The sequence below is a fragment of the Kitasatospora sp. NPDC101108 genome (genome assembly GCF_055584725.1).
On record NZ_JBVJLM010000001.1, the window covers coordinates 471,433 to 485,222 of the forward strand.

Below are 13,790 nucleotides of genomic sequence, written 5' to 3' on the forward strand. Positions count from 1 at the left end.
CGGCGATCAGGGCGTCGGCCCTGGCCTCGGGGGTGAGCGAGGTGTCCTGCCAGGCGGGTACGGGCTCGGGGTTCCGGTGGTCGTTCACTTTCCTCCGACCCCCGTCAGGCCCTGGACCAGGGCGCGGCGGGCGAACAGGTAGACGATGAGGACGGGGAGCATGGACAGCACCACGGCGCTGAGCAGTCCGGGCACGTCCACACCGTGTTCGGTCTGGAAGTCGTACAGGCCGAGGGTGATGACCTTGGTGGAGTCGGACTGGGTGAGGATCAGCGGGAAGAGGAAGCCGTTCCAGGCCTGGAGGGCGGCGAAGACCGTGATCGAGGCCAGTCCGCCCTTGGACAGCGGGAGCACCAGCTGCCGGAACACCCGCGCCGGGGACGCGCCGTCCATCGCCATCGCCTCGTACAGCTCGGGGCCGATGTCGCGCATCGCACCGGTCAGCACCAGGGTGCAGACCGGCAGGCAGAAGGCCGCGGTCGGGAGGATGACGCCGATCAGGTGGTCGTACAGGCCGGTCTGGCTGATGACGTAGAACATCGGCACGATCACCGCCTGGGCGGGGATCGCCAGGCCCAGCAGGAACAGCCGGAACACCCAGCCGGTCGCCCGGCCGCGGGCGCGCACGATGGCGTAGGCGAGCGGGGGGACGACCAGCAGCACGATGGCCACCACACCGGCGGTGACGGTCAGGGTGTTGAGGAAGTCCTGGCCGAAGCCGTTCGACAGGTCGGTCAGGTAGTTCTGCACGGTCCACTGCGCGGGCGGCTTCAGCGGGCCCTCGGTGGAGTAGTCGGAGCGGGTGCGGAAGGTGGCGATCAGCAGGACGTACAGCGGCAGGCCCACCAGCACCAGCCACACCAGGGAGCCGAACCCGGCCAGGACGTTGGGGCGTCGTCGCATCACAGGCCCTCCGCCGTGCCGCGCATCCGGTCGTAGCCGGAGAGCCGGACGACCGCGAGCGAGATCAGGGTGGCGACCACCACGAGGACCAGCGCGATGGCCGAGCTGACACCGAAGTCGAAGCCCTTGAAGGCCTTTTGGTACATGTAGTAGGCGGTGACGGTGGTGTCGGTGCCGGGGCCGCCCTGGGTGAGGATCAGCACCGTGTCGAAGGTGGTCAGACCGCCGACCACCATGAGGATCACCGAGGTGATGATCGTGTTGCGCAGCTGCGGCAGGGTGACGTGGAGGAACTGCCGCACCCGGCCCGCGCCGTCGACGGCGGCGGCCTGGTAGAGAACCTGGGGGATCGCCCGGGCGCCGCCCTGGTAGATCAGCGCGTGCAGCGGGGTGAACTGCCACACGCCGACGAAGGTCAGTACGCCGATCGCGCCGCCCTTGCTGCCGAGCAGGTTGCCGTCGCCGAACAGCCAGGTGAGCTGGGCCGGCACGCCGAAGTTGGGGTCGAGGACGGCCCGCCACACCACCGAGACGGCGGTGGCCGAGAGCAGCAGCGGCACGAAGTAGACCGCCGAGAGGACGGCCCGGTTGCGCTGCTGTCCGGCGGCCCAGACGCCGAGCAGGATGCTGACCGGCGTCTGGGTCACCACGCCGAGGGCGGTGAGCAGGAGGGTGGTCCAGACGGACTGGAGCATCACCGGGTCGTGGAGCAGGGCGGTCCAGTTGTCCAGGCCGTTGAAGCGCGGTTCGCCGATGCCGTCCCAGCTGGTGAAGGAGAGCACGACGACCAGCAGCAGTGGTGTGAGCGCGAACATCAGGAAGAACACCGCGGCGGGGAGCGCCCAGACGAAGCCCGGGCGGGTCGCCGCCGCGCCCGGGCGCGCGGCGCGCGTCATGACGTCGGCAAGGCCTGCATGGCCTTGATGAAGCCGTCGGTGTCGAGCCTGCCGTCGAAGAACTGCTGGACGGCGGTGTGCATGGGGGTCATGGCGCCCGGCGGGTAGGCCTGGTCCCAGGAGAGCTGGAAGGACGGCGCGGCCTTGACCAGCTCGTACTGGTCCTTGGAGTACCCGGGGCTGGCCGAGAGGTCCAGGAACTTGACGGTGCTGGTGGTGGTCGGCAGGTTGCCGATGGCCAGTTGGGCCTTCACGAACTCGTCGGAGTACATCAGTTGGAGGAAGGCCGCGACGGCCTCCGGGTGCTTGGTCCTCTTGAGCACGGAGTAGAAGTTGTTGGTGTTGCCGACGACGTCGGCCGGGTCGCCCTTGCCGCCGTTCAGGGCCGGGAAGCCGGTGTAGCCGAGGCCGGACCTGGCGAAGTCGGGGTTGGCGTCCTGCTGGGTGGAGTAGTACCAGGAGCCCATCAGCTCGAAGGCGGCCTTGCCCTTGGCGACCAGGGCCGGGGATCCGCCGTCGGTGAACTTGACGGAGTCGTAGTTGCTGCCGAAGGCGCCGGCGTCGACCAGCTGCTTGAGGGTGGTCAGCGCCCTGCGGCTGTCCTCGCTCGCCCAGGCCTCGCGGTCGCCGCCCAGCGCCCGCTGGAACAGGCCGGGGCCGGCGATCCGGTCGTAGAGGTACTCGAACCACATCAGGGTGGGCCACTGGTCGCCGCCGCCGAGCGCGATCGGGGTGACGCCCTTGGCCTTCAGGGTCCTGGTGGCGGCGACCAGGTCGTCCCAGGTCTTCGGCGGGGTGAGCCCGGCGTCCGCGAGCACCTGCTTGTTGTGGAACAGCAGCACCGGCTGGGTGCCGCGCATCGGAACCCCGTACGGTTTGCCGTCCACCACCGCCGAGTTGAAGACCGAGGGCAGGAAGTTGTCCTTCAGGCCCGGGTCCTTGGCGACGAAGTCGTCCAGCGGCAGCAGCAGGCCTGCCTTGACGAACGGCTGGATGGAGCCGCCGCCCCAGTTGAAGAAGACGTCGGGGGCCCGCGGCGTGTTGATCACGGTCTGGAGCTTCTGCTGGTAGTCCGCGCCGGGGATGGTGTCCAGCACGGCCTTGACCTTGGAGGTCTTGTTGAAGGTGTCGACGAGTTGCTTCTCGACCTTGTTGGCGGCGTCCCCGTAGACCAGTACGTGGATCGTGCCGTCGCCGGAGGCGGAGGAGGAATCCCCCGAGCCGCAGGCGGCGGACGTTCCCAGGACGAGTGCGGTGACCGCGGTGATCGCGGCGACTCTCGATCGCATATCCTGCCCTCTGTTTCGAATGTTTCGAGCAAGTTGCCGAATGTTGTGGGAAACCTAGATCCGCGCTGACCGACCGTCAAGAGCCCCGACGGGATCGGCCCGCGACTCGTCCGGGGGGCTAGCATCCGTGCGGTACGGCCACCCGCGGTCGTCCCGTACAGCCATCCACGACGGAGTTCGCCCAGCAGGGGCAGTGCAGGAGGAACCCGTGACCAGAGCGGCCACGCTCGCCGAGATCGCGCAGGAGGCCGGAGTCTCCGCGCCGACTGTTTCGAAAGTCCTGAACGGGCGCGCCGACGTCGCGCCGGCCACGCGCGAGCGGGTGGAGGAGCTGCTGCAGCGGTACGGCTACCGGCGGCGGCGCGGCAACCGCCGGTCCAGCCCGCTGCTGGAGCTGGTCTTCCACGAGCTGGAGAGCGCCTGGGCGGTGGAGGTGATCCGGGGTGTCGAGAACGCCGTCCGGGAGGAGGGGCTGAGCATCGTGCTCTCCGAGTCCGCCGAACGGCACGGTCCCGGCCAGTCCTGGGTGGACGGGGTGCTGGCGCGCCGCCCCACCGGCGTGGTGCTGGTACTGTCCGACCTGGACCGCTCGCTGCGCGAGCAACTGGCCCGCCGGGACATCCCGTTCGTGGTGCTGGACCCGGCCGGCGACCCCGGCCAGGACGTGCCCGCCGTCGGCACCACCAACTGGGACGGCGGTCTCGCCGCCACCCGGCACCTGCTCGACCTCGGACACCGCCGGATCGGCCTGATCGGCGGCCCCGCCCGGATGATGTGCAGCCGCGCCCGGGCCGACGGCTACCGGGCGGCGCTCGACATGGCGGGCATCCCGTACGACGCGGACCTGGTCCGCGAGGGCTCCTTCCACCACGAGTCCGGACGCCTGCTCGGACTGGAACTGCTCGGTCTGCCGCAGCGGCCGACCGCCGTGTTCGCGGGGAACGACCTCCAGGCGCTCGGCCTGTACGAGGCCGCCCGCGAGCTGGGACTGCGCATTCCGGAGGACCTCAGCGTGGTCGGCTTCGACGACCTGCCGCTGGCCCGCTGGGTCGGGCCGCCGCTGACCACCGTGCGCCAGCCGCTGACCGAGATGGCCGAGGTGGCGACCCGTCTGGTGATCGACCTGGCCCGCGGGGTGCAGCCCGGCACGCTCCGGGTGGACCTGGCCACCAGCCTGGTCCAGCGCAGCAGCACCGCCCCGCCGCGAACGGCCCTGCCCGGCCAGGTGGAGCGCGGTTGACGGGCGTCCGGGCGGGCCGCCGGTCCGGACCGTCGGGCCGTCGGACCGTCCGAGCCGTCGGACCTCGCGGTCCGTGGGACCGCGGAAAGCGGTGCGGCCGGACGGCCGGGGAACCCGGCGACGTCCGGCCGCACCGCACCGCACCAATCCGTCAGCCGAGGCTCCACTGCTGGTTGCTCCGGCCGCTGCAGGTCCACAGCTGCGCCGGGGCGCCGTCGGCGGTGGAGCTGCCGGCGACATCCAGGCACAGACCGGACTGGACGCCCGTGACGGTGCCGTCGGCGTTCAGGTGCCACTGCTGGTTGGCCTGTCCGTTGCACGGCCAGACGACCACCCTGGTGCCGGGCGCCGTGCCCTGCCCGGAGGCGTCCAGGCACATCCGGCTCGCGTCGCCGTACACGCTCAACTGGTCGGCGGAGGTGTGCGTCCAGATCTGGTTGGTGCCGCCCCAGCAGCTGTAGACCTGGACCTGGGTGCCGGCCGTGGTCGAACCGTTCGGCACGTCGAGGCACTTGCCGGCACCGACCGCGTGCAGCTCGCCCGTCGTGCCGCCGCCACCACCGCCACCGGTGCTCGACCCGCCGAGGGCGGAGAGCGTCGCGGAGAAGGCCGGCTTGGGCCGGTCGTTGTCGTCGTACATCGTGGCGGCGCCGTACCCGGGGAAGGTGCCGGGGATCCAGGAGTGCGCGTCGTCCACGCCCCACTGGCTCACGCCCACGCAGCGGGAGACGGCCAGGCAGGCCCGCACCACGGCGGCGTAGTCGGCGGCCTGCTGCTGGAGGGCGCCTGCGGAGGCGGGCAGCTGGATCCGGTCGTCCAGTTCGGTGACGGCCACGTCCAGGCCCAGGTCGGCGAACCGCTGGATGTTGGCCTGCAGATCGGCGGGGACCTGGCCGACGACGAAGTGGCTCTCCAGCCCGATGCCGCCCAGCGGCACGCCCTGGGCGAGCAGCGACCGGGCGAGGCTGTAGAGGGCGTTGCTCTTCGCGTTCACACCCTCGATGTTGTAGTCGTTGATGTAGAGCTTCGCGCCCGGGTCGGCGGCGTGCGCGGTGCGCAGCGCGTCGGCGAGGTAGTCCGCTCCCATCGCCCGGTAGAACACGTCCGGGACGAGGGAACCGTCGCCGTTGAACGGCTCGTTGATCACGTCCCAGGCGTAGACCTGCCCCTTGTAGTGGCCGGCCTCGGCGGTGATGTGCGCCTCCATGGCGGAACGCGCCTGGTTCAGCGGCAGGTTCGACATCCAGCCGGGGAGCTGGTTCTGCCACACCAGGTTGTGGCCGCGCACCCGCATGCCGTGCGCCCGGGCGAACTGCACGAGCTGGTCGCCCGGGCCGAAGTTGTACGAGCCGGGCGACGGCTCGGTGGTCTCCCACTTCATCTCGTTGGTCGGGGTCAGCGCGTCGAACTGCGCCCCGACGACGGCGGTTTCCCCGCCGACACCCAGGTCGCCGTCCGACAGGGCGGTGCCGAAGTACCGGCCGTTCGCCTCCGCGGCCGCCTTCAACGTGCTGCCGGCCGCCGCGGCCGGGGTCGTCGCGGCCAGCGCGCCGGTCGCGAGCACCAGCGTCAGGACCACCACGGCGGTCCAGGCATGGTGAATTCCGTTCAGTATCCTTCGAAGAGGCATGGTCGCCCTCCAGCGTCGCTCCAGGGAAGGTGCACACCCGCGCTGACGGCGGGTCGTGGCGCACGAGCGAATGACGGCGGTGGGGCCGTCGGTTCGGGGAACGGGAGCGCTGCGGCGACCGTCCGGCGGACGGCGCCCGGGTGGGTTGCGCTCCCGGGGCTAGGTAACTCGGAGTGCGCGAGACCCGTCAATACGTGGTTGAAAGTTTCGACAATGTTTCGGAAATCACCGCCCGACGCCCGGAGCACCGGCGGCCCCGGAGGCTGCCGGCTGCCCTGGCGGCCCGGGCAAGGCGCCCTCCCCGGTGCGGCGGCATGTAAGTTACAGCCTCTTCTGGGAGCGCTCCCGCGCCTATTGACGCCGATTCTCAGGCCCTGGCTTGATGTGACGGGGGTCACCGCGCCTCATTTGGGCGCGTTCCCACGCGATGTCCGCGACCCCCGTCAGGAATCCCCACCCATCGGAAAGGACCCGGACGTGCCTCATCCCGTCCTGCGTCGGCTCCGCACGGCAGCGGCCGCCACGCTGTTCGGCGCCACCGGCCTGCTACCGAGCATCGGCGCCGCCGCCCCCGCCCACGCGGCGCCCGCGGCCGCCGTTCACCTCACCAACCCGTTCGCCGGTGCGACCGGCTACCTCAACCCCGACTTCGCGGCGGAGGTCAAGGCCCAGGCCGCGGCCGACGGCGGCAGCCTGGGCGCTCTCGAAACCCAGGTCGCCGCCAACCCCACCGCGGTCTGGATGGACCGCATCGGCGCGATCGCCGGCGACGCCACCCACCTCGGCCTCCAGGCCCACCTCGACCACGCACTCAGCCAGCAACAGCAGGGCGGCACGCCGGTGGTCTTCCAGGTCGTGATCTACGACCTGCCGGGCCGGGACTGCGCCGCGATCGCCTCCAACGGCGAACTCCCCGCCACCGCGGCCGGACTGGCCACGTACGAGGCACAGTACATCGACCCGATCGCGGCCGTGCTGGCCAACCCGAAGTACGCCGGTCTCCGGATCGCGGCCGTCATCGAGCCGGACTCGCTGCCCAACGCCGTGACCAACCAGTCCAAGCCGCCCTGCGCCACCGCGACCCCGTACTACGAGTCGGGCATCGAGTACACGCTCAACAAGCTGCACGCGATCCCCAACGTGTACAACTACCTGGACATCGGCCACGCGGGCTGGCTCGGCTGGTCCAACAACATGGTCCCGGCGGGCAAGGAGTACGCCAAGGTCGCCCAGGCCACCACGGCCGGGTTCGCCAGCATCGACGGCTTCATCAGCGACACCGCCAACACCACGCCGCTCACCGAGCCGTTCCTCACCGACCCCGACCTGACGGTCGGCGGCCAGCCGCTCAAGTCGGCGAACTTCTACCAGTACAACCCCGCGTTCGACGAGTACCACTACGACACCGCGATGTACTCCACCCTGGTGTCCAACGGGTTCCCGAGCAGCATCGGCATGCTGGTCGACACCTCGCGCAACGGCTGGGGCGGCTCCGGCCGGCCCACCGCCCTCAACTCCGCCCCGACCACGGTGGACGCCTACGTCGCGGCCAACAAGGTCGACCGGAAGCCCTTCCGCGGCGACTGGTGCAACGTCAACGGCGCGGGCATCGGGGAACGTCCGCAGTCCCTGCCGTACGGCACGGGCAGCCCGATCATCGCGTTCCTCTGGGTCAAGCCGCCGGGCGAGTCGGACGGCGACTACCCCGACGCCTCCCACCCCCACGGCGACCCGCACTGCGACCCGAACGGCACCCAGAGCGACGGCAACGGGAACACCTACCCGACGGACGCCATCCCCGGCAGCAACATCCCGGCCGGACAGTGGTTCCCGGCCCAGTTCCGGCAGCTGGTGCAGAACGCCTACCCCGCGTTCGGCGGCGGCTCCGGCGGCAACACCGGCCCGAGCGTGCCGAGCGGACTGACCGTCACCGGCACCACCAGCAGCAGCGTGTCGCTCAGCTGGACGGCCTCCACCGACCCGGCCGGCGTGACCGGCTACTCGGTGTACCGGAACGGAGCCAAGGTCGCCACCGTGACCACCACCGGCTACACCGACTCCGGGCTCTCCCCCGCCACCGCCTACCAGTACACCGTCACGGCGCAGGACGCCGCCGGGAACGTCTCCGCCGCCTCCGCCGCGGTGACCGCCACCACGACGGCGTCGGGCGGGGGTGGCGGCAGCACCGGCTGCTCCGCCGGCTACGCGGTCGCCAACGACTGGGGCAGCGGCTTCACCGCCAACGTCACGGTCACCAACACGGGCACCACGCCGACGAAGTCCTGGACGGTCACCTGGACGTGGGGCGGCAACCAGCAGATCGGCAACAGCTGGAACGCCACCACTGCCCAGAGCGGCAGCGCGGTGACGGCCGCCAGCCAGAGCTACAACGGCGCGCTGGCGCCCAACGGCACCACCGGCTTCGGCTTCCAGGCGAGCTACTCGGGCGGCAACACCGCTCCGACGCTGACCTGCACCGCCAGCTGACCCGCACCGCCAGCTGACCTCACCCGGCCGGGGCCGCACCGGCGGCCCCGGCCCCCACCCACGAGGACCCGGCATGCCCCTGAACGCCACACCCCGCACGGCCGCACTGGCGGCCGCCACCGCCGCCTGCACCGCCCTGGCCGTGCTCCCCCTCACCGCCTCCGCGACCACCTCCGCCCCGGCCCCCGCCTCCGGCGTCTCCTGCGACGTGAGTTACGCCGTCAACGACTGGGGCAGCGGGTTCACCGCCAACCTCACCATCACCGACACCGGCACCACCCCCATCGACGGCTGGACCCTCGGCTACTCCTACACCGGCAACCAGACCCTCCAGAACGGCTGGAACGGCACCTGGAGCCAGACCGGACGCACCGTCACCGTCACCAACCCCGGTTACGCCCCCACCATCAACCCCGGCGCCGGCTACACCACCAGCGCCAACTTCTCCTACACCGGCACCAACACCGCCCCCACCGCCTTCACCCTCAACGGCATCCCCTGCGGTCCGCGGTCGAGCCCGTCGCCGAGCCCCTCCCCCACACCGACCGGCACCCCGCCGACCACGCCGCCCCCGAACGGACCGGCCCCGGCCGTGCACGTCGCGGGCCGGACGCTGGCGAGGGCCGACGGCACCCCGATCACCCTGCACGGGGTCGACCGCTCCGGGGCCGAGTTCATGTGCGTCCAGGGCCACGGCTTCTTCGACGGCCCGGCCGACCAGGCCTCCGTCACCACGATGAAGTCCTGGCACATCAACTCCGTCCGGGTACCGCTCAACGAGGACTGCTGGCTCGGCCATTCCAACGTCGACCCCGCCTACGCCGGTGCGGCCTACATCGGTGCGGTGCGCAGCTACGTCGACCTGCTGGAGCGGAACGGCCTGGTGGCGGTCCTGGACCTGCACTGGACCGACGGGGTGTACACCGGACCCTCCGCCGGCTGCCCGGACGCCAACGCCACCTGCCAGAAGCCCATGCCGGACGCGGCCGGTGCCGTCCCGTTCTGGACCTCGGTGGCGCAGACCTTCAAGGGCGACGACGCGGTGGTCTTCGACCTGTTCAACGAGCCGTACCCGTCACGCGCCACCGGGAGCGAGGACAGCGGCTGGACCTGCTGGCGCGACGGCGGCAGCTGTCCCGGAATCGGCTACCAGGTCGCCGGGATGCAGGCGATGGTCGACGCGGTGCGCTCGACCGGCGCGGACAACGTCCTGATGCTGGGCGGCCAGGAGTACGCCAACGACCTCACCCAGTGGGCCGCGCACCAGCCCGCCGACCCGCTGCACAACCTGGCCGCGTCCTGGCACTCGTACAACTTCAACGCCTGCAGCACCGCTTCCTGCTGGGACGCCCAGATCGCCCCGCTCGCCGCCCAGGTGCCGGTCGTGGCGGGCGAGTTGGGCGAGAACGACTGTGCGCACGGCTATCTGGACACCCTGCTGCCCTGGCTGGACCGGCACGGCGTCTCCTACCTCGCCTGGACGTGGAACACCTGGGACTGCGGCAACGGACCGGCGCTGATCAGTTCCTACGACGGCACTCCGACGGCCTTCGGCGCAGGCTACCGCGCCCACCTGGCCGGCTTGTAACGCCGCCGGACCGGCCCCGGTCAAGAGGACTCCCGCACCACCAGTTCCGTCGGCAGGACCGTCTGCCGGCGGAACCGGCCGGGCTGGGCGATCTCCTTGAGCAACGACCGGACCATCAACCGCCCCATCTCCTCGATGGGTTGGCGGACGCTGGTGAGCGGCGGCTCGGTGTGCCGGGCCACCACGGAGTCGTCGAAACCCACCACGGCGACGTCCTGCGGCACCCGCCGGCCCGCCTCGCGCAGCGCCTGCAAAGCGCCCGCCGCCATCAGGTCCGAGGCGCAGAACACCGCGTCCAGACCGGGCCGGCGGGCGAGCAGTTCCCGCATGCCCTCGCGGCCGCCGCGCTCGGTGAAGTCCCCGTGGGCCACGAGCCCCTCGTCCGCCGGCACCCCGGCCTCGGCGAGCGCCTGCCGGTAGCCGGCCAGGCGCGCCGCGGCGCCCTCGATGTCGAGCGGCCCGGTGACGGTCCCGACGGCCGTCCTGCCCCGGGACAGCAGGTGCCGGACGGCCGCGCGGGCGCCGCCCGCGTTGTCGGCGTGGACGTAGCTCAGCGGTTCCTGCTCCGAGCGGCGGCCGCCGAGCACGGCGGGCAGCTCCAGTCGCTCCAGCAGTTCGGGGAGCGGATCGTCCTGGTGGACCGAGACCAGGAGGACGCCGTCCACCCGGCGGGCGGTGAGGTAGCGCGTCAGCCGCTCCCGCTCGTGCTCGTCACGGACCAGCACCAGCAGCAACTGCAGGTCGGAGTCGGCGAGTTCGGCGGAGACTCCGGTGATGATGTCGGAGAAGTAGGGCTCCGAGCTCAGTTTCGCGACGCTCTCCGGGACGACCAGGGCGACCGCGTCGGTCCGGGAGGTGACCAGGGAGCGCGCCGCCTGGTTGGGGACGTAGCCGAGCTCGGCGATGGCCTGTTCCACCGCCGCGCGGGCCTTGGCGCTCACCTTGGACGAGCCGTTGACGACCCTGGAGACGGTGCCCCGGCCCACTCCGGCCCGCGCTGCCACCGCCTCCAGGGTGGGACGGGCAGCGGACGGCGGCTGCTCGGCTCGACTCATGATCGTTCTCCCCGCGGGCGGTGGACGGACGGTGGACGGCGACGACCGCGGCGGGGCGTGCGGACGACACGGTCCGGTAACGGAGCCGTTGCCCGCCCTTGACACGCCTCCCGCGGCGAAGCAATCTTCCCACATCGACGTGGGAGCGCTCCCACATTGCTGCCCTCGCGATCGCGCACCCTCGCACTCCCACCAGTTCCGAGCACGACGGCCGTGCCGCCCCCCGTGGCGTGGCACAGCCACGCACCCAGCCTGGACAAGGAGATTCGGCCATGCGGAACCCCGGTACACCCCACGGCGGCAGAGCCACCGCCCGCCTCCCCCTGCGCAAGATCCCCAAGCCGCTGCTGAGCGCCGCGACCGCCGCCCTGTGCGCCCTGCTGGTCGCCGGGTGCAGCAGCTCGGGCTCCGGCTCGGGCGGCGCCGCGGCCTCGGACGCCAAGATCACCCTGACCGTCGGCGACTACGGCACCTTCGGCTTCAAGCAGGCCGGCCTGTTCGACGCCTACATGCGGGAACACCCCGGCATCACCATCGTCGAGCACACCGTCGAGCAGGAGACCGACTACTACCCCGCCCTGCAGACCCACCTCGCCTCCGGCAGCGGCCTGGACGACATCCAGGCGGTCGAGGTCGGCCGGATCGCCCAGGTGGTGAAGAAGCAGGCGACCAAGTTCGTCGACCTCGGCAAGGCGGACGGGGTCGACAGGAGCGCCTTCCTGCCGTGGAAGTCGCAGCAGGCCAGCACGACGGACGGCCGCACCATCGGCCTGGGCACCGACATCGGCCCGATGGCGATCTGCTACCGCAAGGACCTGTTCCAGCAGGCCGGGCTGCCCACCGACCGCCAGGAGGTGGCCAAGCTCTGGCAGGGCGACTGGGCCAAGTTCGTCGAGACGGGCAAGCAGTACCAGGCCAAGGCACCCGGCGGCACCTTCTTCACCGACTCCGCCGGCGGCCTGTTCAACGCCGTGGTGTCCTCCAGCACCACCCAGTACGACAACAGCAACGGCCAGCTGGACTACAAGAACAGCCCCAGCGTCAAGAACGCCTGGAACCTGGCCACCGGCGCGGTCCAGGCCGGGATCAGCGCCGGCCTCAAGCAGTTCGACACACCGTGGTACCAGGCGTTCGCCAACTCCAAGTTCGCCACGGTCGCCTGCCCGTCCTGGATGACCGCCATCGTCGCCGACAAGTCCGGGAGCGCCAACAAGGGCAAGTGGGACATCGCCACGGCGCCGGCCGCCGGAAACTGGGGCGGTTCCTTCCTCACCGTACCGAAGGCCGGCAAGCACCAGAAGGAGGCCGAGGCGCTCGTCGCCTGGCTCACCGCACCCGCGCAGCAGGCCAAGGTCTTCACCACGGTCGGCAACCTGCCGTCCAACACCAAGGCGCTGAGTCAGCCGGAGGTGCAGAACGCCACACTCGACTTCTTCGGCGACACGCCCACCGGCCGGATCTACGCCGCCACCGCGCAGTCCATCCAGCCGACCGTGATCGGCGAGTGGGACGGCCTGGTCAAGGACACCCTGACCAACGGCGCCCTGCTCAGCATCGAGCAGCACCAGAGCGACCCCGCCAACGCGTGGAGCAACGCGGTCAAGGAGATCGACGACAAGGTCAGCGACTGACACCCGGTCTCCCGCCGTCCGCCCGTCCCGGCCCCCGCCGCCCCGGCCGGGCCGGGACGGCGCCACCCACCAGAGAGGTCCTCACCCATGCTCGACGAGGCCGTCCCGGCCAATCCCCTCGGCAGGCCACGCCCCGCTCCCCCGCCGCCGCGCCCCTGGCGCGCCCGGCTCTACCGGTGGGACCTCAAGGCCTCGCCGTACCTGTACGTCACACCGTTCTTCCTCTGCTTCCTCGCCTTCGGGCTGTTCCCGCTGCTCTACACCGGCTGGGTCTCGCTGCACAGCGTCGACCTGCAGACCTCCGACCAGATGCAGTGGCGCGGCTTCGACAACTACACCCGGCTGCTCCACGACGACCTGTTCTGGAACGCCCTGCGCAACACCGTCACCATCGGCCTGCTGTCCACCGTGCCGCAGCTGCTGATGGCCCTCGGTCTGGCGCACCTGCTGAACTACCGCCTGCGCGGCCGCGGCTTCTTCCGGATCGTGATGCTCGCGCCGTACGCCACCTCGATCGCGGCCGCGACCCTGGTGTTCACACTGCTGTTCGGGCGTGACTACGGGATGGTCAACTGGCTGCTGGGCAACCTCGGCCTGGGCCACGTCGACTGGGAGGGCGGCACATGGACCTCCCGGATCGCCATCTCCACGATCGTCACCTGGCGCTGGACGGGCTACAACGCCCTGATCTACCTCGCCGCCATGCAGACCGTCCCGCACGACCTGTACGAGGCGGCGGCGCTCGACGGCGCCAACCGGTGGCAGCAGTTCCGGCACGTCACGGTGCCGTCCATCCGGCCCACCATCCTGTTCACCGTCGTGGTCTCCAGCATCGGGGCCACCCAGCTCTTCGGCGAGCCGCTGCTGTTCGGCGGCGGGGCGACCGGCCACAGCGGCGGCTCGGCCCACCAGTACCAGACCCTCGGGCTGTACCTGTACGACCAGGGCTGGTACGCCTTCCACCTCGGCCGGGCCGCCGCCGTGGCCTGGACGATGCTGCTGATCCTGCTGGCCATCGGCGCGCTCAACCTCGCCCTGGTCCGCATCCGCCGCGCCCGGAACGGAGGTTGA

At 71.2% G+C, this 13,790-nt stretch carries 10 protein-coding genes; 5 read left to right on the forward strand and 5 right to left on the reverse strand.

Annotation, left to right across the window (positions count from 1 at the left end):
• Positions 1-84 precede the first annotated feature (84 nt).
• From ACZ6Z8_RS02130 to ACZ6Z8_RS02140, 3 genes are read right to left on the reverse strand one after another with little or no spacing between them, the layout of a single operon-like run.
• On the reverse strand, positions 85-903 hold the full coding sequence (locus ACZ6Z8_RS02130; protein ID WP_465605421.1) for a carbohydrate ABC transporter permease: 819 nt from the start codon (positions 901-903) through the stop codon (positions 85-87).
• Positions 903-1,799, reverse strand: a complete 897-nt coding sequence (locus ACZ6Z8_RS02135; protein ID WP_465605423.1) for a carbohydrate ABC transporter permease — start codon at positions 1,797-1,799, stop codon at positions 903-905. The genes ACZ6Z8_RS02130 and ACZ6Z8_RS02135 overlap by 1 nt, the downstream gene beginning before the upstream one ends.
• Positions 1,796-3,088, reverse strand: coding sequence for an ABC transporter substrate-binding protein (locus ACZ6Z8_RS02140; protein ID WP_465605425.1), 1,293 nt, complete (start codon positions 3,086-3,088; stop codon positions 1,796-1,798). The genes ACZ6Z8_RS02135 and ACZ6Z8_RS02140 overlap by 4 nt, the downstream gene beginning before the upstream one ends.
• Positions 3,089-3,296: 208 nt before the next feature.
• Between ACZ6Z8_RS02140 and ACZ6Z8_RS02145 the strand changes: the two genes are divergently transcribed.
• Complete coding sequence (locus tag ACZ6Z8_RS02145) at positions 3,297-4,328, forward strand: LacI family DNA-binding transcriptional regulator (RefSeq protein WP_465605427.1); 1,032 nt, start codon at positions 3,297-3,299, stop codon at positions 4,326-4,328.
• Positions 4,329-4,479: 151 nt separating this feature from the next.
• On the opposite strand, the gene ACZ6Z8_RS02150 is transcribed toward ACZ6Z8_RS02145, so the two are convergent.
• Positions 4,480-5,958 (reverse strand): endo-1,4-beta-xylanase, encoded by a 1,479-nt coding sequence (locus tag ACZ6Z8_RS02150; RefSeq protein WP_465605428.1) that lies wholly within the window; start codon positions 5,956-5,958, stop codon positions 4,480-4,482.
• Between the two features lie 477 nt (positions 5,959-6,435).
• Here ACZ6Z8_RS02150 and ACZ6Z8_RS02155 point away from each other — a divergent pair, with 477 nt between their 5' ends.
• Together ACZ6Z8_RS02155 and ACZ6Z8_RS02160 are read left to right on the forward strand one after the other, a co-directional pair.
• A complete protein-coding gene (locus ACZ6Z8_RS02155; protein WP_465605430.1) occupies positions 6,436-8,445 on the forward strand; it encodes a glycoside hydrolase family 6 protein in 2,010 nt (669 codons plus the stop codon).
• A 73-nt stretch (positions 8,446-8,518) separates the two neighbouring features.
• The gene (locus ACZ6Z8_RS02160) at positions 8,519-10,033 is read left to right on the forward strand and encodes a cellulase family glycosylhydrolase (RefSeq protein WP_465605431.1); all 1,515 of its coding nucleotides are present in this window, start codon (positions 8,519-8,521) and stop codon (positions 10,031-10,033) included.
• Between the two features lie 20 nt (positions 10,034-10,053).
• Here the strand turns inward: ACZ6Z8_RS02160 and ACZ6Z8_RS02165 are convergent, their stop codons facing one another.
• Positions 10,054-11,088, reverse strand: coding sequence for a LacI family DNA-binding transcriptional regulator (locus tag ACZ6Z8_RS02165; RefSeq protein ID WP_465605433.1), 1,035 nt, complete (start codon positions 11,086-11,088; stop codon positions 10,054-10,056).
• Between the two features lie 272 nt (positions 11,089-11,360).
• On the opposite strand from ACZ6Z8_RS02165, the gene ACZ6Z8_RS02170 reads away from it, so the two are divergent.
• Entirely contained in the window at positions 11,361-12,719 is a 1,359-nt protein-coding gene (locus ACZ6Z8_RS02170) for an ABC transporter substrate-binding protein (protein ID WP_465605435.1), read from the forward strand.
• 87 nt (positions 12,720-12,806) lie between these two features.
• Positions 12,807-13,790, forward strand: a complete 984-nt coding sequence (locus tag ACZ6Z8_RS02175; protein WP_465605437.1) for a carbohydrate ABC transporter permease — start codon at positions 12,807-12,809, stop codon at positions 13,788-13,790.